The 26,970-nt window shown below is 62.4% G+C and carries 20 protein-coding genes; 13 read left to right on the top strand and 7 right to left on the bottom strand.

Annotated features, from left to right (window positions below; translation table 11 throughout):
• Window position 1 precedes the first annotated feature (1 nt).
• Window positions 2-595, bottom strand: coding sequence for a lytic transglycosylase domain-containing protein (locus ACI7M0_RS11780; RefSeq protein ID WP_020192387.1), 594 nt, complete (start codon window positions 593-595; stop codon window positions 2-4).
• 185 nt (window positions 596-780) lie between these two features.
• Here ACI7M0_RS11780 and gspG point away from each other — a divergent pair, with 185 nt between their 5' ends.
• The 7 genes from gspG to ACI7M0_RS11745 all read left to right on the top strand — a co-directional run bounded on the left by gspG (window position 781) and on the right by ACI7M0_RS11745 (window position 11,420).
• On the top strand, window positions 781-1,206 hold the full coding sequence (gspG, locus tag ACI7M0_RS11775; RefSeq protein ID WP_003253843.1) for a type II secretion system major pseudopilin GspG: 426 nt from the start codon (window positions 781-783) through the stop codon (window positions 1,204-1,206).
• Window positions 1,207-1,217: 11 nt separating this feature from the next.
• Complete coding sequence (locus ACI7M0_RS11770) at window positions 1,218-2,408, top strand: type II secretion system F family protein (protein WP_049587690.1); 1,191 nt, start codon at window positions 1,218-1,220, stop codon at window positions 2,406-2,408.
• Between the two features lie 191 nt (window positions 2,409-2,599).
• Entirely contained in the window at window positions 2,600-3,841 is a 1,242-nt protein-coding gene (gene mexE / locus ACI7M0_RS11765; RefSeq protein ID WP_104961573.1) for a multidrug efflux RND transporter periplasmic adaptor subunit MexE, read from the top strand.
• Window positions 3,842-3,853: 12 nt separating this feature from the next.
• Window positions 3,854-7,033, top strand: a complete 3,180-nt coding sequence (locus tag ACI7M0_RS11760) for an efflux RND transporter permease subunit (RefSeq protein WP_003253849.1) — start codon at window positions 3,854-3,856, stop codon at window positions 7,031-7,033.
• Window positions 7,030-8,445 (top strand): efflux transporter outer membrane subunit, encoded by a 1,416-nt coding sequence (locus ACI7M0_RS11755; RefSeq protein ID WP_104961572.1) that lies wholly within the window; start codon window positions 7,030-7,032, stop codon window positions 8,443-8,445. Before ACI7M0_RS11760 ends, ACI7M0_RS11755 begins: the two co-directional genes overlap by 4 nt.
• A gap of 224 nt (window positions 8,446-8,669) precedes the next feature.
• A complete protein-coding gene (locus ACI7M0_RS11750) occupies window positions 8,670-9,725 on the top strand; it encodes a HEAT repeat domain-containing protein (RefSeq protein WP_129932221.1) in 1,056 nt (351 codons plus the stop codon).
• Between the two features lie 78 nt (window positions 9,726-9,803).
• Window positions 9,804-11,420 (top strand): response regulator, encoded by a 1,617-nt coding sequence (locus tag ACI7M0_RS11745; RefSeq protein WP_129932222.1) that lies wholly within the window; start codon window positions 9,804-9,806, stop codon window positions 11,418-11,420.
• Between the two features lie 6 nt (window positions 11,421-11,426).
• Here ACI7M0_RS11745 and ACI7M0_RS11740 read toward each other — a convergent pair whose 3' ends face one another.
• Window positions 11,427-13,490: a PAS domain-containing sensor histidine kinase gene (locus tag ACI7M0_RS11740; RefSeq protein ID WP_129932223.1), complete on the bottom strand. Its 2,064-nt coding sequence runs from the start codon at window positions 13,488-13,490 to the stop codon at window positions 11,427-11,429.
• Between the two features lie 193 nt (window positions 13,491-13,683).
• On the opposite strand from ACI7M0_RS11740, the gene ACI7M0_RS11735 reads away from it, so the two are divergent.
• A complete protein-coding gene (locus tag ACI7M0_RS11735; RefSeq protein WP_129932224.1) occupies window positions 13,684-14,370 on the top strand; it encodes a type 1 glutamine amidotransferase domain-containing protein in 687 nt (228 codons plus the stop codon).
• 129 nt (window positions 14,371-14,499) lie between these two features.
• A complete protein-coding gene (locus ACI7M0_RS11730; RefSeq protein WP_104961567.1) occupies window positions 14,500-15,306 on the top strand; it encodes a CSS-motif domain-containing protein in 807 nt (268 codons plus the stop codon).
• Between the two features lie 23 nt (window positions 15,307-15,329).
• Here ACI7M0_RS11730 and hppD read toward each other — a convergent pair whose 3' ends face one another.
• Complete coding sequence (gene hppD / locus ACI7M0_RS11725) at window positions 15,330-16,406, bottom strand: 4-hydroxyphenylpyruvate dioxygenase (RefSeq protein WP_020190276.1); 1,077 nt, start codon at window positions 16,404-16,406, stop codon at window positions 15,330-15,332.
• A 299-nt stretch (window positions 16,407-16,705) separates the two neighbouring features.
• On the opposite strand from hppD, the gene ACI7M0_RS11720 reads away from it, so the two are divergent.
• Together ACI7M0_RS11720 and rarD are read left to right on the top strand one after the other, a co-directional pair.
• Window positions 16,706-18,292, top strand: a complete 1,587-nt coding sequence (locus tag ACI7M0_RS11720) for a cyclic diguanylate phosphodiesterase (protein WP_129932225.1) — start codon at window positions 16,706-16,708, stop codon at window positions 18,290-18,292.
• 33 nt (window positions 18,293-18,325) lie between these two features.
• Window positions 18,326-19,213: an EamA family transporter RarD gene (gene rarD, locus ACI7M0_RS11715; RefSeq protein WP_003253870.1), complete on the top strand. Its 888-nt coding sequence runs from the start codon at window positions 18,326-18,328 to the stop codon at window positions 19,211-19,213.
• On the opposite strand, the gene ACI7M0_RS11710 is transcribed toward rarD, so the two are convergent.
• Window positions 19,176-20,747 carry a TerC family protein gene (locus tag ACI7M0_RS11710; protein ID WP_064493275.1) on the bottom strand — a complete coding sequence of 524 codons (1,572 nt, stop codon included), beginning with the start codon at window positions 20,745-20,747 and terminating at the stop codon, window positions 19,176-19,178. The genes rarD and ACI7M0_RS11710 overlap by 38 nt on opposite strands.
• Before the next feature lie 291 nt (window positions 20,748-21,038).
• Here ACI7M0_RS11710 and ACI7M0_RS11705 point away from each other — a divergent pair, with 291 nt between their 5' ends.
• A complete protein-coding gene (locus ACI7M0_RS11705; RefSeq protein ID WP_010954304.1) occupies window positions 21,039-21,620 on the top strand; it encodes a LysE family translocator in 582 nt (193 codons plus the stop codon).
• On the opposite strand, the gene ACI7M0_RS11700 is transcribed toward ACI7M0_RS11705, so the two are convergent.
• The 3 genes from ACI7M0_RS11700 to ACI7M0_RS11690 form a co-directional block, all read right to left on the bottom strand.
• The gene (locus ACI7M0_RS11700; RefSeq protein ID WP_129932226.1) at window positions 21,585-22,433 is read right to left on the bottom strand and encodes an AraC family transcriptional regulator; all 849 of its coding nucleotides are present in this window, start codon (window positions 22,431-22,433) and stop codon (window positions 21,585-21,587) included. The genes ACI7M0_RS11705 and ACI7M0_RS11700 overlap by 36 nt on opposite strands.
• Before the next feature lie 47 nt (window positions 22,434-22,480).
• The gene (locus ACI7M0_RS11695) at window positions 22,481-23,599 is read right to left on the bottom strand and encodes a glycosyltransferase 61 family protein (protein WP_010954306.1); all 1,119 of its coding nucleotides are present in this window, start codon (window positions 23,597-23,599) and stop codon (window positions 22,481-22,483) included.
• Between the two features lie 73 nt (window positions 23,600-23,672).
• A complete protein-coding gene (locus ACI7M0_RS11690; protein WP_104887713.1) occupies window positions 23,673-24,827 on the bottom strand; it encodes a hypothetical protein in 1,155 nt (384 codons plus the stop codon).
• 456 nt (window positions 24,828-25,283) lie between these two features.
• Between ACI7M0_RS11690 and ACI7M0_RS11685 the strand changes: the two genes are divergently transcribed.
• Complete coding sequence (locus ACI7M0_RS11685; RefSeq protein ID WP_020190270.1) at window positions 25,284-26,903, top strand: NADP-dependent glyceraldehyde-3-phosphate dehydrogenase; 1,620 nt, start codon at window positions 25,284-25,286, stop codon at window positions 26,901-26,903.
• Window positions 26,904-26,970: the final 67 nt, after the last annotated feature.

Below are 26,970 nucleotides of genomic sequence, written 5' to 3'. Positions count from 1 at the left end.
GTTACAAAGGCGAATCGTCAGCCAACCCTTGCAACTTGCGATACTCCCGCAACACCGTGGGCACATAGCGCCGGGTCTCGGCAAACGGCGGCACGGCACCGCGCCGCAATACAGCATCCGGGCCAGCGTTGTAGGCCGCCACGGCCAAGGTGATGTCGTTGTCGAACAGGGTGAGCATCTGCTTGAGGTAGCGTGCCCCGCCTTGCACATTGTCTTCCGGGTCCAGGCGGTCTTGCACCCCCATCTCGCGGGCGGTGTCCGGCATCAGTTGCATCAACCCCACTGCCCCCGCCCGCGAACGGGCTTTGGGGTTGTAGCCGGACTCGGCCTTGATCACTGCATGCAGCAGCGCCGGCGGCAGGTTGTGGACACGCGCAGCCGTGGCGACTACCTCGGCGTAAGGGCGGCCGGTGATCATCTGCGCTTTGACCGGCCCACCCTGGGCCAGCGGCTCGTTGATCACCTTTTCATAGTGTCGCCCGGGTCGATGGACATTGCTCAGGACGTAGCCACCCTTGGCATCGATTGAGATGTACACATCGGCCTGGGCAGCACCTGCCGCCAGCCAGATCAAACCAAGGATGAGTCCACGCATGCCGGTCGCCTCTTCGTCGTGGCCCCCGATGTGGGGGAAATGCCCCGGAAAACCCGAGGACAGTCACCACGACGCAAGCACTGTGCCGCTTCCTGTGCCGCATGGCGCAAGGCCCCGAGGCAGACGTGCACGGCTGTTGCATGGTGCATGTCAACGCTTGTCCCCATGCAGTGGAGGGTTTCACCATGCAGCGCAGAACCAACCCGCAACGTGGCTTCACTCTGCTTGAACTCCTGGTGGTCCTGGTAGTACTCGGCTTGCTGGCCGGCATCGTCGCACCCAAGTACTTCAGTCAGCTCGGCCGCTCCGAGGCCAAGGTAGCGCGGGCGCAGATCGAGGGGCTGAGCAAGGCCCTGGACTTGTATCGCCTGGAGGTCGGCCACTACCCCAACAGCGAACAAGGCCTACAGGCGCTGGTGGTCGCGCCCAGTGGCGAGGCTCGCTGGACCGGCCCGTACCTGCAGAAGGCCGTGCCGCAAGACCCGTGGGGCCGCCCTTACATCTACCGGCAACCCGGCGAGAACGGCGGTGAGTACGACCTGCTGTCGATGGGCAAGGACGGCCAGCCGGGTGGTGATGGGGAAAACGCCGAAATCACCAGTTGGCAGTAAGGAGAGCGGCCATGCGCTACAGCCTCAAGGCCCTGGGTAGGCAGGGCGTGGTGCAGTTGCAGATCGATGCCGAGGACGCCGACCAGGCCCGCCGCCAGGCCGAAGACCAAGGCCTGCGTGTGCTCAGCCTGCGCAGCAGCGGCGGCGCGCTGCGCGGCATGGCCTGGCGCCGTGAAGCGGCATTCGACCTGGTGCTGTTCAGCCAGGAACTGTCAACCTTGCTCAATGCCGGCCTGCCGCTGATCGACGCACTGGAAAGCCTGGCGGAGAAGAGCCCGGCAGCGACAGCGCGCAAGGTGCTCGCCGAGCTGGTGCGCCAGCTGTACGAGGGCCGCTCGCTGTCCCAGGCGCTGGGCCAGCAACCGCGGGTTTTCCCGCCGTTGTATGTGGCGCTGGTGCAGTCCAGCGAACGCACCGGTGCTCTGGGCGACGCCCTCACCCGCTACATCAGCTATCGCCAGCGCCTGGACCTGGTCCGGCAGAAGCTGGTGGGTGCCTCGGTCTACCCGTTACTGCTGTTGCTGGTGGGAGGCGGTGTGGTGCTGTTCCTGCTCGGCTATGTGGTGCCGCGTTTCAGCCAGGTGTTCGAGGGCATGGGCACCGAGCTACCCTGGCTGTCACGGGTGCTGATGCAGGTCGGCCTGTTTCTGCATGCCCAGCAAGCGCCACTGGCGCTGGGCACCGTCGGTGGGGTCGCGGCGCTTTGGCTGCTGCGCCGGCACCCGCGTGTACGGTACTGGGCCTCTTGCCAGCTGCGGCGCCTGCCCGCACTGCACCAGCGCCTGATGATGTACGAGCTGGCGCGTTTCTATCGCTCGCTGGGCATTCTGCTGCAAGGCGGCATCCCCATCCTCACCGCCATGGGCATGGCCCGCGGCCTGCTCGGCAACGCAGCAGCGCAGGGCCTGGAGCAGGCCAGCCAGCGGGTGGGCGAAGGGCTGCCGCTTTCCGATGCTCTGGCGGCCGGGCACCTGGTGACGCCGGTATCCCTGCGCCTGCTGCGCGCTGGTGAGCAGTCTGGCAACCTGGGCGAGATGCTGGAGCGCTGCGCCGACTTCCATGACCAGGAAATCGGCCGCTGGGTGGAATGGTTCGTCAAACTGTTCGAACCGCTGCTGATGACCTTCATCGGCCTGCTGATCGGCCTGATCGTAATCCTCATGTACATGCCAATCTTCGAGCTGGCCTCAAGTATTCACTGAAGGGCCAGGCCTAGGCTTTCGCGTAACCTGAAGCCCACACAGGCAGTGTTCTGCGCCCAACCCTGGCCGCCATCGATAGTTGATCCCCACTTATCATTCAGCGTGATATTAACCTTCGTCCCGTTCGATTCGTGCCTCGCGCGCAACACACTCACACTCCGCCCACTACTAATACTTTGGCGGAGTTCTCCATGGAACAATCACTCAAACCTTTGCGCTTCCCCCTCGCTGCCCTGGCAGTGGTGGTGATCAGCGCTTGCGGTCGAACCCCCGACGCCGTGCAGGCTCCCGCCGCGCCCAAGGTAAGTGTGGCCAAGGTGATCGAACAACCGATCACCGAATGGGACGAGTTCACCGGCCGCCTCGAAGCCCCGGAAACCGTCGAAGTGCGCCCGCGGGTCTCCGGCCAGATCGACCAGGTCGCCTTCACCGAAGGCGCCCAGGTCAAAAAAGGCGACCTGCTGTTCCAAATCGACCCGCGCCCGTTCCAGGCTGAAGTCCGCCGCCTCGAAGCCCAACTGCAACAGGCCAAGGCCACCGCCATCCGCAGCGCCAACGAAGCCCGCCGTGGCGAGCGCCTGCGTGATAGCAACGCCATCTCCGCCGAACTGGCCGAATCGCGCAGCAGTGCCGCCGCCGAAGCCCGTGCCGGCGTCGATGCGATCCAGGCCCAGCTCGACCTGGCACGCCTGAACCTCAGCTTCACCCGCGTCACCGCGCCCATCAGCGGCCGTGTCAGCCGCGCCGAGTTCACCGCCGGCAACATCGTCACCGCCGATGTCACCCCGCTGACCAGTGTGGTGTCCACCGACAAGGTCTACGCCTACTTCGACGCCGACGAGCGCGTGTACCTCAAGTACACCCAACTGGCCCGTGAAGGCCAGCGGAGCCAGAGCACCCCGGTATACCTGGGCCTGACCAACGAAAGCGGCAACCCGCATCTGGGCCAGATGAACTTTGTCGACAACCAGGTCAACCCGCGCACCGGCACCATCCGCGGCCGCGCGGTATTCGACAACAGCGACGGCCAGTTCACCCCGGGCCTGTATGCGCGCCTGAAGCTGGTCGGCAGCGCCCAGTACGACGCCATGCTGATCAACGACGAAGCCGTGGGTACTGACCTTGGCAAGAAGTTTGTGCTGGTCATGGACAAGGACAACAAGGCCACCTACCGCGCCGTGGAACTGGGGCCGAAGCTGGAAGGCTTGCGCATCGTGCGCAGCGGCCTGGGCAAGGACGACCGCATCGTGGTCAAGGGCCTGCAGCGCGTGCGCCCTGGTTCGCCGGTAACCCCGGAAGAAACACAGATGGCCAGCGAACAAACCCTCGCCGCCCTCGCCCAGCAGCGCCAGGCCCTGGAGGCCAGCAACCCGGCGCCGAAGGTGGCGGGCAACAACGTGAAAGTCGCCAGCGCCCAGGCGCCACGCGGTTAAGGGACCCTACCGATGAACTTCTCGAAATTCTTCATTACCCGGCCGATCTTCGCCGCGGTGCTGTCGCTGGTGCTGCTGATCGCGGGTTCGATCTCGCTGTTCCAGCTGCCGATCAGCGAATACCCCGAAGTGGTGCCGCCCACCGTGGTGGTGCGCGCCAACTTCCCCGGCGCCAACCCCAAGGTCATCGGCGAAACCGTTGCCGCGCCGCTGGAGCAGGCCATTACCGGTGTGGAGAACATGCTGTACATGTCCTCCCAGTCCACTGCGGACGGCAAGCTGACGCTGACCATCACCTTCGCCCTGGGTACCGACCTGGACAACGCCCAGGTGCAGGTGCAGAACCGCGTGACCCGTACCCAGCCCAAGCTGCCCGAGGAAGTGACCCGTATCGGTATCACCGTCGACAAGGCCTCGCCTGACCTGACCATGGTCGTGCACCTGACCTCGCCGGACAACCGCTACGACATGCTCTACCTGTCCAACTACGCCATCCTCAACATCAAGGACGAACTGGCGCGCCTGGGCGGCGTAGGCGACGTGCAGCTGTTTGGCATGGGCGACTACTCGCTGCGCGTCTGGCTGGACCCGAACAAGACCGCTTCGCGCAACCTGACAGCCAGTGATGTGGTCGCGGCAATCCGCGAGCAGAACCGCCAGGTAGCCGCCGGCCAGCTCGGCGCGCCGCCTGCCCCAGGCTCGACCAGCTTCCAGCTGTCGATCAATACCCAGGGCCGTCTGGTCAACGAGGAAGAGTTCGAAAACATCATCATCCGCGCCGGTGCCGATGGCGAGATCACCCGCCTGAAAGACATCGCCCGGGTCGAACTCGGCTCCAGCCAGTACGCCCTGCGCTCGCTGCTGAACAACCAGCCGGCGGTGGCCATCCCGATTTTCCAGCGCCCAGGCTCCAACGCCATCGAGATCTCCGACGAAGTGCGGGCGAAAATGGCCGAGCTGAAAAAGGACTTCCCGGAAGGGATGGACTACAGCATCGTCTATGACCCGACCATCTTCGTGCGCGGCTCCATCGAAGCGGTGGTGCACACCCTGTTCGAAGCCCTGGTGCTGGTGGTGCTGGTGGTGATCCTGTTCCTGCAGACCTGGCGCGCCTCGATCATCCCGCTGCTGGCGGTGCCGGTCTCGCTGATCGGTACCTTCGCGGTCATGCACCTGTTCGGTTTTTCACTCAACGCGCTGTCGTTATTCGGGCTGGTGCTCGCCATCGGTATCGTGGTGGACGATGCCATCGTCGTGGTGGAGAACGTCGAACGTAACATCGGGCTGGGCCTGAAACCGCTGGAAGCTACGCAAAAGGCCATGAGCGAAGTGACCGGGCCGATCATCGCCACCGCTCTGGTGCTGTGCGCGGTGTTCGTACCTGCAGCGTTCATTTCCGGCCTGACCGGGCAGTTCTACAAACAGTTCGCCCTGACCATCGCCATCTCGACCGTCATTTCGGCGTTCAACTCGCTGACCCTGTCGCCAGCCTTGGCCGCGGTGCTACTCAAGGACCATCATGCACCCAAGGACCGTTTCTCGCGGTTCCTCGACAAACTGCTGGGCAGCTGGCTGTTCTCCCCTTTCAACCGGTTCTTCGACCGGGCCAGCCACAGCTACGTCGGTGGCGTGCGCCGCGTCATCCGCTCCAGCGGCATCGCCCTGTTCGTGTATGCCGGCCTGATGGGCCTGACCTACCTCGGCTTCTCGTCCACGCCGACCGGTTTCGTGCCGGCCCAGGACAAGCAGTACCTGGTGGCCTTCGCCCAACTGCCGGACGCGGCCAGCCTCGACCGTACCGAAGCGGTGATCAAGCGCATGAGCGAAATCGCCCTGAAGCAGCCTGGCGTGGCCGACTCGGTAGCCTTCCCGGGCCTGTCGATCAACGGTTTCACCAACAGCCCCAACAGCGGCATCGTGTTCACCCCGCTCAAGCCGTTCGATGAGCGCAAGGACCCGAGCCAGTCGGCGGCAGCCATCGCAGCCGCGCTGAATGCCCAGTTCGCCGACATCCAGGACGCCTACATCGCCATCTTCCCACCGCCGCCGGTACAGGGCCTGGGCACGATTGGCGGGTTCCGGCTGCAAATCGAAGACCGTGGCAACCTGGGTTACGAAGCGCTGTACAAGGAAACCCAGAACATCATCGCCAAGAGCCACAACGTCCCAGAGCTGGCAGGCCTGTTCACCAGCTACCAGGTCAACGTGCCACAAGTCGATGCCGCCATCGACCGGGAAAAGGCCAAGACCCACGGTGTGGCGATCACCGATATCTTCGACACCCTGCAGGTTTACCTGGGCTCGCTGTACACCAACGACTTCAACCGCTTTGGCCGCACTTACCAGGTCAACGTCCAGGCCGAACAGCAGTTCCGCCTTGATGCCGAGCAGATCGGCCAACTGAAGGTGCGCAACAACCTTGGCGAGATGATCCCGTTGGCGACCTTCCTCAAGGTCAGCGACACCTCCGGGCCGGACCGGGTCATGCACTACAACGGCTTCATCACTGCCGAGATCAACGGCGCTGCCGCCCCGGGCTACAGCTCTGGTCAGGCGGAAGCTGCGATCGAGAAGTTGCTGAAAGAGGAACTGCCCAACGGCATGACCTTCGAGTGGACCGACCTCACCTACCAGCAGATCCTCTCGGGCAATACCGCATTGCTGGTGTTCCCGCTGTGCGTGCTGCTGGCGTTCCTGGTGCTGGCCGCCCAGTACGAAAGCTGGAGCCTGCCGCTGGCGGTGATCCTGATCGTGCCGATGACCCTGCTGTCGGCCATCACCGGTGTGATCGTATCGGGTGGCGACAACAACATCTTCACCCAGATCGGCCTGATCGTACTGGTGGGCCTGGCGTGCAAGAACGCGATCCTGATCGTCGAGTTCGCCAAGGACGAACAGGCCAAGGGCCTCGACCCGCTGGCTGCGGTGCTGGAAGCCTGCCGCCTGCGTCTGCGGCCGATCCTGATGACCTCGATCGCCTTCATCATGGGTGTGGTGCCCCTGGTGTTCAGCTCCGGCGCAGGTTCGGAAATGCGCCATGCCATGGGTGTGGCGGTGTTCTCCGGGATGATCGGCGTGACCGTGTTCGGCCTGTTCCTGACCCCGGTGTTCTTCTTCCTGATCCGCCGTTTCGTCGAGCGTCGCCAGGCCCGCAAGGCTGAACACGCTCAAGTGCTGGAGAACCACGCATGAACCTGCTCAAACCCTTGACCCCAAGCCTGCTGGCACTGGCCCTGGCGGCCTGTGCGGTAGGCCCGGACTACCAGGCGCCAGCCACCGAACCTGCACAATTGGGCAGCGATGTGCAGGCCAAGGCCTACGACCGTAGCCGCTTCGAGAGCCTGTGGTGGAAGCAGTTCGACGACCCGGTGCTGAACCAGCTGGTGCAGGCTTCGCTGGACGGCAACCGTGACTTGCGCGTGGCCTTCGCCCGCCTGAAATCGGCCCGCTCGATCCGCGAAGACGCCGAAAACGACCCGTTCCCGGTGGTCACCAGCCGTGCCAGCAGCGATCTCGGCAAAGGCCAGATCCCCGGCCAGACCACGCAGCGGGTGAACAGCGAGCGCTACGACCTGGGCCTGGACATGGCCTGGGAACTTGACCTGTTCGGCCGCATCCAGCGCCAGATCGAAGCCAGCGAAGCCCAGGAAGCGGTGGCCGCCGCCGACCTGCAACAGTTGCAGGTCAGCCTGATCGCCGAACTGGTCGATGCCTACGGGCAGCTGCGCGGTGCCCAGTTGCGCGAGAAGATTGCCCTGGCCAACCTGAAGACCCAGCAGGAATCACGCACCATTACCGAAACCCTGCGCGATGCGGGCGTGGGCAATGACCTCGACGTGGTGCGTGCCGATGCGCGCCTGGCCGGGGTCGAAGCCACCGTGCCACAACTGCAAGCCGAACAGGCACGGGCGCGGCATCGCATCGCCACCCTGCTCGGCCAGCGCCCTGACGCGCTCAGCGTAGACCTGTCGCCCAAGGCCCTGCCGGCCATCGCCAAGGCGCTGCCGGTCGGTGACCCGGGTGAGCTGCTGCGCCGCCGCCCGGACATCCGCAGCGCCGAGCGCCAGCTGGCGGCCGCCACCGCCAACGTTGGCGTGGCCACCGCCGACCTGTTCCCCCGCGTCAGCCTCAGTGGCTTCCTCGGCTTTACCGCCGCCCGCGGCTCGCAGATCGGCTCGTCGGCAGCCAACGCCTGGGCGCTGGGCCCGAGCATCACCTGGGCGGCCTTCGACCTGGGCAGCGTGCGGGCCCGCCTGCGCGGCGCCAAGGCCGATGCCGAAGGTGCACTGGCCAACTACGAACAGCAGGTGCTGCTGGCGCTGGAAGAGTCGGCCAACGCCTTCAGCGATTACGACAAGACCCAGCAGCGTCTGCTGTCGCTTATGCGCCAGAGCGACGCCAGCCGCAAGGCTGCAGAACTGGCCTCGATTCGTTATCGCGAGGGTACCGTGGACTACCTGGTACTGCTCGATGCCGAACGTGAGCGGCTAAGTGCTGAAGATGCACAAGCTCAGGGTGAAGTCGACCTTTATCGCGGCATCGTCTCGATCTACAAGGCCCTGGGTGGCGGCTGGCAACCGGAGACGGTGGCCAGCGCGCACTGATTCCACTGCCTCAACGACTCCTTTGGTTGGCTCCTCCCCCAACCGTTTGCCCCGCAGGCCATGGCCCGCGGGGTTTTTTTATGTTTGCCATCGTATTCACCCCAATACGCAGTGCATGGAATGCCACCGCAGGCCTGGCGCCTGGCCAACGGCGTGCCCGGTTCGGTTGCATTTACCCCCCGGCTGGCCCAAGCTCTGCCCTTCCCGCCGCCACGGATCGTCCGATGCCCAGACGCAACCGCTACCTGATCGCCCTGCTGTTGTCGATTCTGGTATCGGCCCTGTTCGGCTACCTGTGGCGCGACGCCCCGCCAACCCCGCCGACCTTGCCAGCACACAGCTACGCCAAGGCGCTGCGCCAGGCCCACGACGGTCAGCCCGGCGCCGCACGGGTGCTGTACCAGCAATTGCAGCGTAACGACCTACCTGCGATCCGCCGTGCGGCGCTGTACGCCGAGTTGCCCAACTACCCCTCGCCGCAGGCATTGAAACTGGCCCGCCAGGACCTGGAACATGCCGAGCCGCTGGTGCGTCGAGCGGCCATTGCCAGTATCCGCCGCCTGTTACCGCCAGCACAGCGCAGCCTGGTACTCGGCCCGCTGCTGGACGACAGTGAGCAAAGCGTGCGTTTTGCCGCCGTGGATGCCCTGTTGGGCCTCGATCCCGACGCCATCGGCCTCTATTTCGGCCCCCTGCAGTCAGCCTTGGAGCAATACCAGCAAGCCCTGGAGCAACAGCCTGAAGATGCCGACGCCCAAGTGCACCTGGCGCGCCTGTACCTGCACGAAAACGACTACACGCACGCCGCTGCGGCCCTGCAGCGTGCGCTCGCGATTGCCCCCGGCAACCTCAATGCCCTGGCGACTCAGGTACGCCTGCTCGAGCGCCAGGGCCACCACGACGCCTCCCGCCAGGTGCTGGGCAAAGCCCTGGCGCTGAGCCCCGACTCGGCCTTTCTGCAGTATGAGCTAGGGCTTTGGCTGAAGCGCCACGAACAGCCCGAGTATGCCTTGCTGGCCCTGTCCCGCGCCGTCGAACTGGACCCGGACAACGCCGATTACCGCTATACCCTGGCGGTCACCCTGCATGAGCTGGACCAGCTCGACGCCGCCCAGAAGCAACTGGAAACCGTGCTCAATCGGCAGCCAGCCAATCGCCGGGCACGGGTGCTGCTGATTCAGTACTGGAAAGAGTCCGGCCAGTTGCAGAACGTGCAAGTATCGCTCGCCGAGCTGGAGCGTCAGAACCCGGACGACCCTGTGCTGCAACAGGGCCTGTAGGCAGTACCTGAACTTAGTTGAACCCTGAGCCTGTGCCAGGGTCCAGTGGGTATAAGGCCACCCTAAAGGAGAGTCGTTTTGGCCAGTTCGTTGGCGCTGGATGAACGTGCCTTGATCCTCGCACCGCCACAACTGGCGGCGGATACCTCACGTCTGCTGACTTCCGCCGGCATCAACAGCCTCTGCGCGGTCGACCTGGCCAACCTGCAGGCGCGTCTGACCGAGGGCGCAGGGTTGGCGATCATTGCCGAGCAGGTGTTCAGCCAAGGCCCAAGCGCCTTGCTGCAGGCATTCATCGACCAGCAACCCAGCTGGTCGGATTTGCCCATCGTGCTGCTGACCCAGGGCGCCTGGTCGGCCGCTGGCGTGAATCACCATCCAGTGGGCAATCTGCTCTGGCTGGTTGCGCCCTACCAAAATGCCCAGTTGCTGCACATGACCCAGTCCGCGCTGCGCAACCGGCGGCGACAGTACGTGACACGTGACCAGCTCCATGGCATGCAGCAGCGCCTGGACAGCCGGCCTTCAACCCCGGACGAAGAGCAGGACCGCAGTGAGTTCACCCGCTGCCAGGCACGCAAGATGGAGGCCATTGGCCAACTGGCCGGCGGCGTCGCCCATGACTTCAACAACCTGCTCACCAGCATCAGCGGCAGCTTCGAACTTATCCAGCGGCGCCTGCGCCAAGGCCGCAGCGACGGCCTGGATAGCGTACTGTGCATGGGCCGCGAGGCCGTTTCACGCGCCGCCCGCCTGACCCACCGCTTGCTTGCCTTCTCTTCCCGTCAATCGCTGCACAGCCAACGTATAGACCTGCATACCTTGCTCAAGGCGGAACGCCTGGGCGCTCGCCTGAGCCCGTCGATAACCCTGCAAGTGCACGCGGCCAAAGACCTGTGGCCCGTGGAGGCGGATGACCAGCAGTTGCAGGAGGCCCTCGACAACCTGCTGCTCAATGCCCGCGAGGCCATGCCCAACGGTGGCCTGCTATGCATCGAGGCGAACAATCATCACATCGCCACCGAGCAAGCTGCTGACGGCGCTTTGCGCACTGGCGACTATGTGCGCCTGCGAATCACCGACAGCGGCCAAGGCATGGCGCAAAGCACGCTGGAGCACGCCTTCGAACCCTTCTTCAGCACCAAGGCGACCGGCCAGGGCATTGGCCTGGGGTTGTCGATGGTGTACGGCTTCAGCAAGCAGTCCCATGGGCATATCACCCTCAGCAGCGAGATTGGCCAGGGAACCCAGGTGGAGCTGTATTTGCCACGCCATGTCGACCAGGCCCGGCCATCCAGCAAGCCTGTGCCGGCCAGGCAAGACGGCTACAGCCGACACGTGCTGGTTGTCGAGGACGATCCCCATGTGCGCCAACTGCTTTGCCAGGCGCTGGACGAAAACGGCTTCCCCTGCCAAAGCGCAGCCGACGCCAACGAGGGACTGAAGGTGCTGCGCTCGGCACAACCGGTGGATTTGCTCATCACCGATGTGGGCTTGCCCGGCATGAACGGCCGGCAACTGGCAGAAATTGCCCGCAGCCTGCGCCCACGATTACCGGTGCTGTTCATCACCGGTTACGCGGAAACGGCCATGGCCCGCGAAGGCTTCCTGGGCGCTGACATGCACCTGATCTGCAAGCCGTTCGAGTTGCAGCAGTTGCAGGCTCGAGTGACACACATTCTAGGCAAGCCTTGAAGCGCCCTACACGTCAAGCAGGCGTAGCGCTTCATCGGCAAGATGCGCCAGCGAAAACGGCTTGTTCAACAATGCCGTGCCCGGCTGATCGAGCAATTGCGCTTCAATCGACTGATCCGCATAACCGGTGATGAACAGAATTTTCTGCTGTGCAAGCTGCATGCGCATGGCCTTGGCCACTTGCCGGCCACTGAACCCACCCGGCAAACCGATATCGGTGATGACCAGATCGAAAGGGCCGCCATGGCGAAAGCGCTCCAGTGCGCTATTGGCATCGCCCACATCCGTGACGTCAAACCCACGCTCAGTCAGGTATTCGCGCATGACCGCGCGCAGATCAAGCTCGTCATCCACCAGCAGCAGGCGCTCACCCCGTGCCATGCGCTGCGAAAGCGGTACCGGCGCGGGCTCATCCGGAACCGGCTCATGGCTCCTCGGGAAAAGCATGGAAACCCTGGTGCACTGCTCCGGCGTCGACTCGATCCAGGCATACCCCCCCGACTGACGGACGAAGCCATACACCATCGACAGGCCAAGCCCGGCCCCACGCCCGAGAGGTTTGGTTGTGTAAAACGGTTCGAAAGCCCTGGCGATATCCGCCGCGGCCATGCCATGGCCATCATCCTCGACATGCAAGGCCACATAGTCGCCCGGCGGCAAGCCACCTTCATCCGGGAAAAAGGTGGTCAGCCGTTCGTTGACGCTGCTGATGGTGACATTGCCCTGTTCCAGGCACGCTTCACGCGCATTGGCACACAAGTGGATCAAGGCATTCTCTAGCTGGGGTACGTCCAGGCTCACTGCCCAAGGTGCAACGTCCAGTTGCCAGTGCAAACGCATCTCTGCCCCCAGCGCCCGCAGCAACAGGGGTTCGCTCAGACGTAACTGCCGATTGAAGTCCAGTGGCCGAGGGGCCAATGGCTGATGGCGGGAAAATGCGATCAACCGATGGGTCAGGTCCATGGCACGCTGCACCGAGTCGCGCGCAACGTCCACGTAGGCCTCCACACGCTCCAGCCGCCCCTCCTGCAGGCGCCGCTGCAGCAGTTCGAGGCTGCCGCCGATACCGGACAGCAAGTTGTTCATTTCATGGCCCATGCCGCCCGCCAACTGGCCAACCACCTCCATACGCTCACTGTTGTGCATCAGCGCCTCTGCCTGACGCGCAGCCTCTTCACGGTCTGCGGTGATGTCCCGGCCAACCGCCGTCAGCAGGCTGCCGTCAAACCGTGCACTCCAGCGAAACCAGTGGTAGTGACCATCGCGGTGTCGCAGGCGGATCTCCAGCTGCTCCGCGTGGCTGCATTGGAACAGCCCGGACACTGCCAATCGTACTTCGGTACGCTCTGTCGGGTGCACCAGCTCCATCAACGACATCGCCTGCACCTGCTCTTGTGTCCAGCCCAGAATGCGGTACCAGGCAGGGTTGGCGGCATGCAGTTTCAATTCTGGGGTGAGCATCATCATCGCTTCGCGCGACAGCAACCAGAACTGCTCTCGCTCGGCCACATGCTGCTCAACCTGGCGTTCAAAGCTCTGCACCTGCTCACGCCAATGGCGGTGGGCCTCGACGCTGGCGGTGGTCTCGATCACCGTATGCAGAAACCCCGCCACGTTACCGAGTTCATCGTGCAGGGGGGCATAACCGAATGCGCACCATAGTGGTTCGGCGCCTTCACTGCGGACGATACGCAGGGGTGGGTCCTCGACAAAATTCGAGTGGCCTTCCAGTGCCTTGAACACCCAGGGGCCCACTGCAGGCCAGATATCACTCCACAGGGTATCGAACGCCATGCCCAGCGCATCCGGTAATGCCCGCAACGCCCGGTAGCCATCGTTATGCACCACACACAGGTCCGGCCCCCAGACCACCGCACATGGGAAAGGTGACAAATGCATCATGTCCACGGCAATGCGCAACGAAGCAGGCCAGCGCGACAATGGCCCAAGCGAGGTACGCCACCAGTCGAACTGCGCTATCCGCTCCCCCATCGGCTCGATCGATGGCAAAACAGGCGACTGCAGGATGACCTGCGGCGCGGGCTCGCGTGGCTTACCGTTAGCGACCAATATCGTGACTCCAGCAATGCTCAGGGTTGACCACAGCGCCGCCAAGCCTGGCACGCTCGCCCGTGGATGGATTCAAGTTAGCACAGCACGTCCGGCACACCATGGCGGACTTGCTGGTGGCAGCTATGCTATTTAGGTTTTCCCTCGGGCCAGGGAGCACCGGCCCATTCAGGTTGGCGACGGGAGCAGGGTCATGAGCAAGAAAATTCTGGTGGTGTTGACCAATACAGCGAAGTATCCAACCCTCAAACGGGCGACCGGGTTGTGGCTGGGTGAAGCCGTTCACTTTGTCGAGAAAGTCGAAAAGGCCGGCTACACGGTCGATTATGTCAGCCCACAGGGCGGTTACGTTCCCGTCGACCCGAAAAGCCTGCAGATGGCCCCTGACCTGGACTGGCAGTGGTATGACGACAAGCGCTTCATGACGCGCCTGGGCAGTACCTTGGCCCCAGGGCAGGTGAAGGCCAACGAATACGGCGTCATCTATTACACCGGTGGGCATGGCGTGATGTATGACTTCGCAGAAAACCATGCTCTGCAGGAGCTGGCACGCAAAATCTACGAAAAAGGTGGCATTGTCGCAGCAGTCTGTCACGGCGTTGTCGGCCTGCTGAACATCAAGCTGAGTAACAACTGCCTGCTGCTCAAAGACCGCAAGGTGACCGGCTTTTCCAACATAGAGGAAAAACTGGCCGAACTGGACGACGTAGTGCCGTTCCTGACGGAGAACGAACTTGGGGCGCGCGGCGGTGAGTACAGCAAACATGATGAGCCGTGGAAGCCGTACGTGGTCGACGATGACAGGCTGATCACCGGGCAGAACCCCGCTTCCACCGCCTTGCTGGCCGAGGCAGTGCTGAAAAAGCTCAAGGGCAGTTAGCTACATCAAGGCGCTCGCTTTCCTACCGCTTCAACTGCAGCCGGACTACAGCAGCCCGGTCAGCAAATACATAGGCTCAGGGCTCAACTGTTCACCACGGACAGTTTCAGAGCGGAGAACTATTAGCCTATGTCGAAAATCATGCACGCGGGGCGCAGCATGGTGGAGCTGCTGCTGCTCATTGCAGTGGCGCTGGTGCCTGTGGTTTCCGGTTTGCTGGTGATGGCTTTCCAGCTGGAAGCGAAACTTGCGGAAAACGCCAGCATTTCCGTTCAGGAGGCGGTTTTCAGCGTCGACAATGCACTGGATAGAATGCACGAGACGGCCCTGCGCACCCTGCCATTTGCAGGGGAATCTTGCGATAACGTCAAAAGCGCCTTGCAGGACCAGGTTGCCATCCGCTCCATGGTCAGGTCGCTGACCTTGCTCAAAGACAATCAACCCTACTGCAGTACGGCTTCAGGTTCGCTGGAGCATTATTCATCATTCGCGTCGTCCGGCCAGCGGGTCGCACTGTCCTACGGCCCTCCTGACACGCGCCAGAAGCTGCTGGTCGACTTTCACCAGAAGGGCAAGAACAATGGCGTGATCGTGACAGCCTATGCCATGCAGATTCGCAACGAACTGGATGGCTTTCAGGATGGGCTGACACTGCTGGTCGAGTTTGGCGACCGCTACATATGGAGCAATGGTGATAGCCGCGGCCTTGAACGCCCTTCACAGTCCGAATTCTTTACAAGCGCCATGTCGGCCAAGTATGGATACACGGTCAAAGGTGGCTACCCAGCGGGTTTCACCGCTCAGGAAATCCGCCAGTCGGTGCTACAGATCGTCCCCTCACTGATGCTGGTGGGGATCGTGACCGGCTCGATCGTCTACCTGGCCCTGTTCAGGGCACGTGCCAACAGGCGGGGTACCGCCGCCGAACGAACATGACGACGACGGTACTCCAGGGGCGATCAGTCTGTGCTCAGCACGCCACGGCGTACCTGGTCACGTTCGATGGATTCGAACAGCGCCTTGAAGTTGCCCTCACCGAAGCCATCGTCACCTTTGCGCTGGATGAACTCGAAAAAGACCGGGCCAAGCAGGGTTTCCGAGAAAATCTGCAGCAGCAGGCGCTTGTCTTCGGGCTGCGACGCACCATCGAGCAGGATGCCACGCGCTTGCAGTTGGTCGACCGGCTCACCATGGCCAGGCAGGCGCTCTTCGAGCATTTCGTAGTAGGTTTGCGGTGGCGGGGTCATGAAGCGCATGCCCAGCCCCTTCAGGGCATCCCAGGTCTTGAGCAGGTCATCGGTCAGAAAGGCCACGTGCTGGATACCTTCACCGTTGAACTGCATCAGGAACTCTTCGATCTGCCCTGCGCCCTTGGACGACTCTTCGTTGAGCGGGATGCGGATCATGCCATCAGGCGCAGTCATGGCCTTGGAGGTCAGGCCGGTGTATTCGCCCTTGATGTCGAAGTAGCGGATTTCGCGGAAGTTGAACAGCTTCTCGTAGAACCCGGCCCAGTAGGCCATACGCCCACGGTAGACGTTATGGGTGAGGTGGTCGATGATTTTCAGGCCGGCCCCTACCGGGTTGCGATCCACGCCTTCGATGAAGTTGAAGTCGATGTCGTAGATAGAGCTGCCTTCCTCGAAGCGGTCGATCAGATAGAGCGGTGCCCCCCCGATACCCTTGATCGCCGGCAGGCGCAATTCCATCGGGCCGGTTTCGATTTCTACCGGCTGAGCGCCCAGTTCCAGGGCGCGGGCATAAGCCTCATGGGCATTGCGCACGCGAAAAGCCATGCCACATACCGACGGGCCGTGTTCAGCGGCGAAGTACGAAGCGATGCTTTTGGGTTCATTGTTCAGGATCAGGTTGATGCCACCCTGGCGATACAGGTGCACATCCTTGGAACGGTGGGTGGCCACTTTGGTGAAGCCCAGTATCTGGAATACAGGCTCAAGTACGCCTGGGGTCGGCGAAGCCAGTTCGATGAATTCGAAGCCCATCAGGCCCATTGGATTGTCGAAGATATCAGCCATGTTCGTGTCCTCATCTGCTGCGAAAATTATAGATTGCGTAGGATGTGGAACAGAAACGGCGGTGAGCACGGGATACCGCGCACGCTGCGGGCGAGGAAGTCACCTATGATCAGCTTGAACCCATGGTATGTCATATGGACCCATTCTCGGCGGGCTTGATCCTTCGGAGGTGAAGGACCTTATTGTTGTATTCGTAAATCGATTCTACATTGCGTAAAATGGTTTGTCGCGTTTTAGTTGCTCGTACGCGGCGACAAACGGCTATCCTCTCGTTTTTACTCCATGATAGTCAGATCAGCATGCCCCTTACCGTCAAACGCCGCGCCGCACTCAGCTGGCGCACGCTCTTGCCCTGGGTCGTCGGCGTGCTGCCGGTCATGTGCGGCCTGGCCGTGATGAACTGGCAGGTCGAACGTGAAATGCAGGCCAGCAGCCACGCCACCACCCGCCAGGCGTTGGAGCACGTCGAACACATCCTCGACAACCTGTCCCGTGCCGCCAATTCGCTACTTCCACTGACTGACAGCTCATGCGAGCAGGCCCAGCTCATGCTGCGGGCCCAGGTTACCCGCAATGCCTTCGTGCGCTCGACCAACCTGTTCAGGCACAACACCCTTTATTGCACCTCGCTGTTCGGCGAGTTCGAAGAACCGGTCAATCCTGGCGACTACGTCGACGGCAAGTTATGGCTGATGGACGGCAACTCGGTTACCCCGGGCCACCCGCTGCTGGTCTACCGTGCCAGCGACGGCGACCACGGTGCAATCACCACGGTGGATGGCGACCACCTGCTGACAGCACTGCGCCTGATCGGCCCCGATGAAGAACTGCAAATCCGCGTGGGCGACGCCTGGATGGGCAAGGACGGCGTGGTCCACAAAGGCGTCTCCCCTGCCGCCCCCAGTGCCAACGTGATGATAGGCTCGACGCGTTACCCTTTCAGCGTGCAGGGCGGCTACAGTGCCGACAAGCAAGGCCAACTGTTACGCAGCCACTACCCTGGCCTGCTCAGTCTGCTGCTGGTACTGGGTGCCCTGGCGGCGCTGGTGTGCCGCTGGCAGATTCGCCGCGCCACCTCTCCGCGTGCCGAACTGGAGCGCGCCCTGCAGGCCGATGAGTTCCTGCCATATTTTCAGCCGGTGGTGCGCAAGGGAGATTACCGCTGGGCCGGTGCGGAAGTGCTGATGCGCTGGCACCACCCACGAGAAGGCCTGGTCCGCCCCGACCTGTTCATCCCCTATGCCGAACACAGCGGGCAGATTGTCGCCATGACCCGCGCGCTGCTGACACATACCGCGCAAAGCCTGGCGCCCTATGCCGGCCTGTTGGAAGACGGCTTCCATATTGGGGTCAACATCACCGCTGACCACTGCCGCGACCTCAGCCTGCTGGATGACTGCCGCACGTTCCTGCAGCACTTTCCGCCCGGCCGGGTGGTGCTGACCCTGGAACTGACAGAGCGCAAGCTGATCGAGCCTACGCCGGTCACCCTTGAGTTGTTCGAAAAGCTGCATGCCATGGGCGTGATGATTGCCCTCGACGATTTCGGCACCGGCCAGTCGAGCCTCAACTACCTGCGGCAATTCAAGGTCGACTACCTGAAGATCGACCAGAGCTTCGTTGCCATGATCGGCGCCGATGCGCTGTCAGTGCACATACTCGAGACCATCATCGAGCTGTCGGGCAAGCTGGACCTGGGCATCGTTGCCGAGGGAGTGGAAACCGACCTGCAGCGCGACTACCTGGCCGCGCACGGGGTGGACTTCCAGCAGGGTTACCTGTTCGCCAGGCCCATGCCGGCCGCCCAGTTCCTCGAAGCCCTGGCCACTCGCCCGGGCGCAACGCAGTTGCCGCAAGATGCGCCCCCTGAGATCATGCGCGGCTGATCAACCCGCTCAATTCCCGTATTCGAGGCATTCGTGTCAAAAGGCATTGTTTCATCGGTCATGGCGTCCTGCCTGTTCGCTGTGATGTACTTCTATACCTCCCTGCTCAAGCCACTCGATGGCGAAGAAATCTTTGGCTGGCGCACCCTGCTGACACTGCCCTGCCTCACCTTGTTCATGCTTGTCTCGAAAGACTGGAAGCGGGTGGGCGAACTGATGGGCCGGGTAAAGCGCACACCGGTGCTGTTGCTCGGCATGGTCGGCACTTCCTGGCTGATGGGGGTGCAACTGTGGCTGTTTCTCTGGGCGCCCCTGCATGGGCGCAGCCTGGAAGTGTCGATGGGTTACTTCCTGCTGCCACTGGCCATGGTCCTGACCGGGCGGCTGGTATATGGCGAGCGCCTGTCACGCCTGCAGACGGTAGCCGTGGCCTGCGCCGCACTGGGCGTGGGCCACGAGCTGTACCAAAATGGCAGTTTTGCCTGGGAAACCCTGCTGGTAACGATCGGCTACCCGGTCTACTTCGTGCTGCGCCGACGCTGCCGCACCGACCACCTGGGCGGCCTGTGGTGCGACATGTGCCTGCTGCTGCCGTGGGCGCTGTACTTCGTGATCCAGAGCCCACTTTCCAGCGCTGACCTGCAAGCACACCCCGGGCTGTATGTGTTGGTGCCGATCCTTGGCGCGATCAGCGCTTCGGCGCTTATCGCCTACGTGCTGGCCAGCCGCATGCTGCCATTCAGCCTGTTCGGCCTGCTCAGCTACGTCGAACCCGTGCTGCTGGTAGGCGTGGCGTTGCTGCTGGGCGAAACCATCGGCCCGGATCAGTGGCTGACCTACCTGCCAATCTGGGCCGCAGTACTGGTGCTGGTGCTTGAGGGCTTCAAGCACCTGCTACGTCAGCGTCGCCGTTCGGTGTAAGCCGAACCTGGCGTACCCGTCGCTCTTCAACCGCCTCCACGGTCAGCATCCAGCCATTCCAGGCTAGCCGGTCACCGACCATCGGCAGGCGGTCGAGCAAGCTCATCACCAGGCCCGCAAGGGTCTGGTAATCCTCGGTAGCACGGGCGCTGAAGCCAGTACGCGCCTGCACCTGGCTGAGGTTCAGCGCGCCGCTGACCACGAAGCCTTCCCCCTCCTGAACGATGCCCGGGCCTTCAACCTCACTGGCATCCGGCAGCTCACCGGCAATCGACTCAAGGATGTCGGTCATGGTCAACAGCCCGGTGAAGTCACCGAACTCGTTGACCACGAAGGCAATATGGGTCGACTGACCGCGCATTTGCTCCAGGGCATTGAGGATGCTGAAGCTCTCCAGCAGGTTCAACGGCGCCCGGGCCATGCTTTCCAGGTCGGGCTGGCTGCCCGAGAGCAGTTCCTTCAGCAGTTCCTTCTTGTGCACAAAGCCCAAGGGCTCGTCCACGCGACCATCGCGGATCAGCGGCAGGCGCGAGTACGGCGAATTGGCCAGGGCCTGGGCAATGGCGTCGGCCGGTTGCGCCAGGTCAATCACATCAACCTCGGCACGGGCAGTCATCACCGTACGAATCGGCCGCTCGGCCAGGTTCAGCACCCCGCTGATCATGACACGCTCACGGCGGTCGAACAGCACCTCTTCCCCGCCACCCTCGACCAGGTCGGCAATCTCCTCGCCGACCTCGTCAGCCTCGACCCGGCGGCCGCCCAGCAGGCGCAGCACGGCATGTGCAGTACGTTCGCGCAACGGCCTGTGCTGTTGCAGGCTGCGCTTGCGGCGGGCACGGGCCAGCTGGTTGAACAGCTCGATCAGGATCGAGAAGCCGATGGCCGCGTACAGGTAGCCTTTCGGGATATGGAAGCCCAGGCCTTCGGCGGTGAGGCTGAAACCGATCATCATCAGGAAGCCCAGGCACAGCATGATCACCGTGGGGTGGGCGTTGACGAAGCGGGTCAGCGGCTTGCTGGCAACGATCATGATACCGATCGAGAAGATCACCGCGATCATCATCACGGACAACTCATCGACCATACCGACCGCCGTGATCACGGCATCCAGCGAGAATACCGCGTCCAGTACCACGATCTGGGCAACGATCGGCCAGAACGCGGCATGGCGCAGCGTGCCACTGGCCTGGGTCACGTGACCTTCCAGGCGTTCATGCAGCTCCATGGTGGCCTTGAACAGCAGGAACACACCACCGAACAGCATGATCAGGTCACGGCCAGAGAAGCTCTTGCCGAACACTTCGAACAGCGGTGCGGTCAGGGTGACCATCCACGAAATGCTGGCCAACAGGCCCAGGCGCATGATGAGCGCCAGGCTCAGGCCAATGACCCGCGCGCGGTCGCGCTGATGGGGCGGCAACTTGTCGGCGAGGATGGCGATGAACACCAGGTTGTCGATACCCAGCACCAGCTCGAGGACGATAAGCGTCAACAGGCCTAACCAGGCCGTGGGGTCGGCTAGCCATTCCATTAGCGGGTACTCACGAGGGGCACGTCACAAGGACGGGAGAAGGATGGCCAGAAAGGCCGAAGACTGGGGGGCTCCGCGAAGGTGCTCATATAGACCTTGATAACAAATTGGGAGAACGATGCTACAAGCACAGCAGGTTTCTGTAGTAGCGCAAAACTATTACAAAACCTGTAACAACCCTGCATCGCCATTAGCACTGCAGGTGCGAGTCGTGCGCAGGTACTTTTGTTCAATACATCAGAACGCCGGCCACGCGAGGATAACGCCTCCCCAACCACGCGGATCTTCCTCATGAGCCTATACCTGTCCATGGCCGCCTTCGCCCTTGCGGCCTCGATCTCCCCCGGCCCGGTCAACATCGTCGCCCTTGGCAGCGGTGCCCGCCATGGCCTGCGCGCCAGCGTTGCCCATGTGGCCGGCGCCACGCTGGGGTTCTGCCTGTTGCTGGTGCTGGTCGGGCTGGGCCTGCATCAACTGCTGTTGCGCTGGCCCTTGCTGGGCCTGATGTTGCACTGGGGCGGTGTAGCGTTTCTGCTGTACATGGCATGGAAGCTGGCCAGTGACGACGGTAACCTGAACAACGCACAGCCTAGCCAAGCCCCTTCAGCCTGGCACGGCGCAGCGATGCAGTGGCTGAACCCCAAAGCCTGGTTGGCAGCCGTTGCCGGGGTGGGTGCCTACACCGGCGGTGAACAGCACTTGCTGTGGCTGTTTACCTGGATCTACGGGCCGATCTGTTTCATCTCGGTGGCCTGCTGGGCCTGGGCCGGCAGCGTCATTCGCCAGTACCTGGACAACCCACGCCACCTGCGCATGCTCAATCGGAGCCTGGCCGTGTTACTGGTCGCCAGCGCGGTTTACCTGATCCTTTAAGGCTTGCACGGCTCCTGCAGGAGCGCCCAGGCTAGCGACGGCATTTCTGTAATGCCCCGGTGTCGCCGCCAGGTGCTGTTTGAATGCCCGCTGCAGGTGTGCCTGATCAGCGAACCCGGCCTCCTGTGCAACTTCAGCAATTGAGCGGCCCTGGCGCAACTGCGCCCGGGCCAGTTGCACGCGCTGGTCTAGCAGGTAGCCATGCGGCGTCAGGCCGAAGCGTTGGCGAAAGGCACGAATCAGGTAGGACCGAGACAGGCCGCAAGCCCCGCAGATGTCCTCGAGGCTGAGCGGGTCACTGCGATGGGCGCGTATGAACGCTGCCGCTGCATCCAGCCGTGGGTTGCCCTCGCCACCCTCGCTGGCATTACCGCCAAGCATGCCCGGCAACTCGTGAAACAGGGCCGCCAGGCGGGCTTCGCGATCAGGCAGCCTGGCATCGAACAGGTCGGCAAAGGCCTGCAACAGCCGCCGATACAACACAGGCGAGCGGCTCCAGGTCAGCGTGGGCAGGGTAAAACCCACTGCCTGCAACCAAGGCTGATCGACGAACAGCATCAGGTAAGACCAGGGTTCCCCGGCAACAGGGTTGCAGGTATGCACCACACCCGGGTTCATCAACACCGTGGTACCCGCCCCAACCTCAACGCACTGGTCACTGTTGATGTAAGTGCTACGTCCCCCCGTGATCACCCCGATGGAGAAACTCTCGTGAGAGTGCGCGGCGTAGCACACCTTGCGCCCGTCCCCTACCCGTCGGGCTTCGACGAACGGCAAGGCAGGGTCGCGCCAAAACCGTGATACCTCGATCATCCTCTACTGCCCTGCCCGCCGCTGATCCATGCACGGATACTACACATTTATCGAGGAAACAGATCCAGCGTGCGCTCCACCTCGTCAATATCGATCCGGAAACCATCGCCTTCCGGTAGGCCTACCACAAAGCCGAAATGCTGGTGATCACGATCCGTCAGGTATTTGTAGTAACTGACGAAACGGTTCGGCGGCTGCAAAGTCAGCAGGCAGCCTCCCGCCTGCAGCACATTCACGCCATGCACCAACTGGCTACCCTCCACCCCGATGACCACTTTAGCCCCGGCGCAGGCCGCGACAATACTCGGCACATCGGACTTCAGCGGGTTGACGATGCGAAAACCGCGGGTCGTGCGCAGGTGTTCGGCAAGCTCCAGCTCGTTGCGCAACAGGCGCAGGTCACCATCACCGCCCCGTAACAGGAAAACCCCCGGGTGCTGCGTGTGCGTCACATGCGACAGCAGCTTGTCACCCATGGCTCGGTAGCGAGCATGCCGGCTGCGGTTGTTGCTCTGGTCATCGAACAGCACCAGCTCACGGAAGAACGCACTGCGCAGGCGCAAAGGCTTCATGTCCAGCCAGTCTTCATAGGCCGGTGCCTGGGTGAACAGCGGATACCTGGCAGAGGGGGCGGTGGTCACCGGGATGCCCTCGTTGCAGGCCAGCGCATAGGTCGGGCAATCTTCCATCAGCCAGGTGCCGAACCAGGCGTTACCGTTTAGCGTGCAGTAGATCGCAGCGCGGTCGATTTCATGGTCGATGAGGATGGTCGGGAAGGTACTCGGCTTCTGTGACAGCCAGTGGCTGGCCTTGCCCTTGTACAATGCCCCATCGACCAGCCATACATCCTTGATCAGGTAGCCGCGGGTTGGCCCTTGCAACGTGTGGATACCTCCCGCCATGGTCTGCGCCGGGTGCACGTAGGGGTAAAACCGCTTGCCTTCCCAGCCCGTCACCCGATCCAGCTGGCCAGGCAGGAAAATGGCCGGCGGTGAAACCGTGGCTTCGCCCGGGGCAATGTCCCAACTCTTGGTGGCGACGCTCTTGAGATCGATCGCCGTTTTTCCACCCAGCCGTTTGCGCGCCATGTATCGGTAGGCGGCCAAGGTCCAGGTGTGTTGCCTGGCTGCGGGCGATGCACTGAACTGCGAGATGTCGCTTCCCATGAAGCGTCCCCCCCTGATGACGAAGACTGGAGCCCGGCGCCCGGCGCCAGATCAAAGCATCCCTGGCAGTTACTCAACTACTCGTGACTCTTTCCATGGTGGGCGGTGACTGCAAGCTGGCGTAGCGGCTGCGCAATGTTTCCACAAACGGTTCGCCTGCCCCGCTGCCTCCGTAGAGATAAATCTTGTGCAGGCCACCAAACACCATTTCGTGATAGCGGCTGGCAACTTCCTCATCGCTTGGGCCATCCGGGAGCCCCAGGTGCAACGTCAGCTTGTCGCCTTCGACCGCGAACATCGGCGTGTCCCACAGGAACTTTGCCGTACCGGTCTTGGGCAGGCGAACAAACAGGTACGCATGGTTACCTAGCGAATCGATATCACCACCGCGGCGGCGCTTCCACTTCAGCAGGCCGTCGTCCGGGCGCGCCAGACACAGGCCGATGTCGTAATAATCGAAGCCCTGTTCCAGTGCCCATTCAAGCGCCATGAAAGTGGTGATCGAATTCACCTCGCGCAATTTCTTCGCATCGGAAAACACCGCCTCGCAATAGCCAAAGCGCAACGTGCTCCAGTAACGCTTGCCGCTGCGTACCACTTCACACCCCAGGTGGCAGCCAATCACCTCATCGCCCAGCATGATCAAGTCAAGCCGGCCGACACTCTTGGCAATACGGAACACCTCTTCGGTAGGAAACTGCGCGGCATGAATGCCCTGCCGGGCCGAAGCATAAGGGCGCAGCAGATCCCGGTCGGCCATGGCGATTTCTTCGTCCGAAAGGGCTTGGCGCATGTGATAAAGCGGCCGGTTCTTGCGAATGCTGCGCCGCAGTTCGCTGTCGTAGCGAGCAGTTATGTCTTCCAGAGGGCGCCCCAGCGGCACCACGGCGCTCAGGTAGTGCGGCACTGACAGCGACCCCGACGTGGGCATTTCGCTGATGACCACGACGTGGCTGGCAGCCGCCGTGGCACTTGCACCGTCCACGATCGATGCGCTGCCCTGGCCCTTGCCACCGATCAGCAGTTTGGCCATTTCTCGTTGCTGCTTGCGACCGATGTAGAGGATTTCGTACGGGCTCTCCTGTTGCGGGCGGAACCTGGCGACTTCCCAACGCCAGAGACAGGCACGCGCCAACATTTCTCGCACTTTGCTGGCCAGCAGCCTGATTTCGTAGCGCAGGGAGGGCGACAGGAGCTTGCGCGCCACAGTCGTCAAGGTCTTTTTCATTTCTTCTTCGACGTCCTTTGAAGTGCACTGTTGGCCAATCGGAACAAGAGAAAAAACCCGGCAAAAACACTTAATACTTTGATTTTTATTGTTTTACTTGAAACTTTACTATCACATTCAGTAACAATTTAAGATGCCTGCAAACGCTTTGGCAAGCGGCTTCTGGCTGACTTTTGATCAAGTTTCATGGCGTCAAATTCCCCGCATCAAACCAATGCTCAACACAACTTTTGCTATAACCATGCCCATCGAGCGTCCGCTGGCTACTTCGCTATCAATGAGTAACCTTTGACGCCTACTTTGCATCAACGTCTTTCAGTTCGCTGACTGCTTGCCGGACAGGCATTGGCGGCCATGTTGAACCAGACTGGTGTTTTTCCTGCAGCCAGTGCATGCTCGTAGCTGAAACGATTCAACTGACTTGAAAACCGCCCTTTGATGTGAGGTGCAGTACCCATGGACCGTTTGCTCGATTCACTCTTCCCCAGCGCCGAGAACATCCCGGAAACCTGGCGCCTGGGAGCCCCACTGGAACAACGCGACTACCTGGTCAACGGTGAGCTCAGGCGCTGGGACGGCCCGTTGGCCACGGTGCGCAGCCCGGTGTGGCTCAAGCAAGGCGACGAAGAGCATCAGGTCATACTGGGCAGCGCCCCGCTGCTGGATGCCGAGACCGCGCTTACCGCCCTCGATGCCGCCGTACAGGCCTATGACAAAGGCCGTGGCGCCTGGCCGAACATGCGCGTGGCCGAGCGTATCCAGCATGTGGAATCCTTCCTTGCCCGCATGCGTGAACAGCGCCAGGCCGTGGTCAAGCTGCTGATGTGGGAGATCGGCAAGAACCTGAAGGATTCGGAAAAGGAATTCGACCGCACCTGCGACTACATCGTCGACACCATCAACGCCCTCAAGGACCTGGACCGCCGCTCCAGCCGCTTCGAGCTGGAACAAGGCACCCTCGGCCAGATCCGTCGCGCCCCGCTGGGCGTGGCCCTGTGCATGGGGCCCTACAACTACCCGCTGAACGAGACCTTCACCACGCTCATCCCGGCGCTGATCATGGGCAACACCGTGGTGTTCAAGCCGGCCAAGTTCGGCGTACTGCTGATCCGCCCCTTGCTCGAAGCGTTCCGCGACAGCTTCCCGGCAGGCGTGATCAATGTCATCTATGGACGCGGCCGGGAAACGGTGAGCGCGCTGATGGCCAGCGGCAAGGTCGATGTATTCGCCTTCATCGGCACCCACAAGGCCGCCAGCGACCTGAAGAAACTGCACCCACGCCCGCATCGTCTGCGCGCCGCACTGGGCCTGGACGCCAAGAACCCGGGCATCGTGCTGCCCCAGGTCGACCTCGACAACGCTGTCGAAGAGGCCGTCACCGGGGCGTTGTCGTTCAACGGCCAGCGCTGCACGGCACTGAAGATCCTGTTCGTGCACGAGGATGTGGTCGAGGCCTTCCTCGACAAGTTTCAGCACAAATTGGCGGCGCTCAAGCCCGGCATGCCGTGGGAACCTGGCGTGGCGCTGACACCGTTGCCCGAGCCTGGCAAGGTCGACTACCTCGATGGCCTGGTTGCCGATGCGACGGAAAAGGGCGCGCGCGTGCTCAACGAAAATGGCGGGCACAGCCGCGGCTCATTCTTCTACCCGGCCTTGCTGTACCCGGTCAGCCGAGAAATGCGCGTGTACCACGAGGAGCAGTTCGGCCCGCTGGTACCGGTGGTGCCCTACCGCGACCTGCAGACAGTGATCGACTATGTGCTGGACTCCGACTACGGCCAGCAACTGAGCCTGTTCGGCAACGACCCGGCCACCATCGGCAGCCTCGTCGACATCTTCGCCAACCAGGTCGGGCGCATCAACATCAACGCTCAGTGCCAACGCGGGCCTGACACCTACCCGTTCAACGGCCGCAAGAACAGCGCCGAGGGCACGCTCTCGGTGGATGACGCTTTGCGTGTGTTCTCCATCCGAACGCTGGTCGCCACCCGCTTCCAGGAGGCCAACAAAGCGCTGATCAGCGAGATCATTCGCAACCGCCAGTCGAGCTTCCTGACCACCGACTACATCTTCTGACCGCCGCGCTTATAGACAATCGATCTAGCGTCACTGTCGATTTTCCATCTGGGCGAACGACTCTAAG

It is taken from the genome of Pseudomonas sp. 10(2024) (assembly GCF_045164175.1).
GTDB lineage: Bacteria > Pseudomonadota > Gammaproteobacteria > Pseudomonadales > Pseudomonadaceae > Aquipseudomonas > Aquipseudomonas alloputida.
The sequence above is the reverse complement of the archived record's forward strand: the minus strand, read 5'-3'. Positions and strand labels throughout refer to the sequence as shown.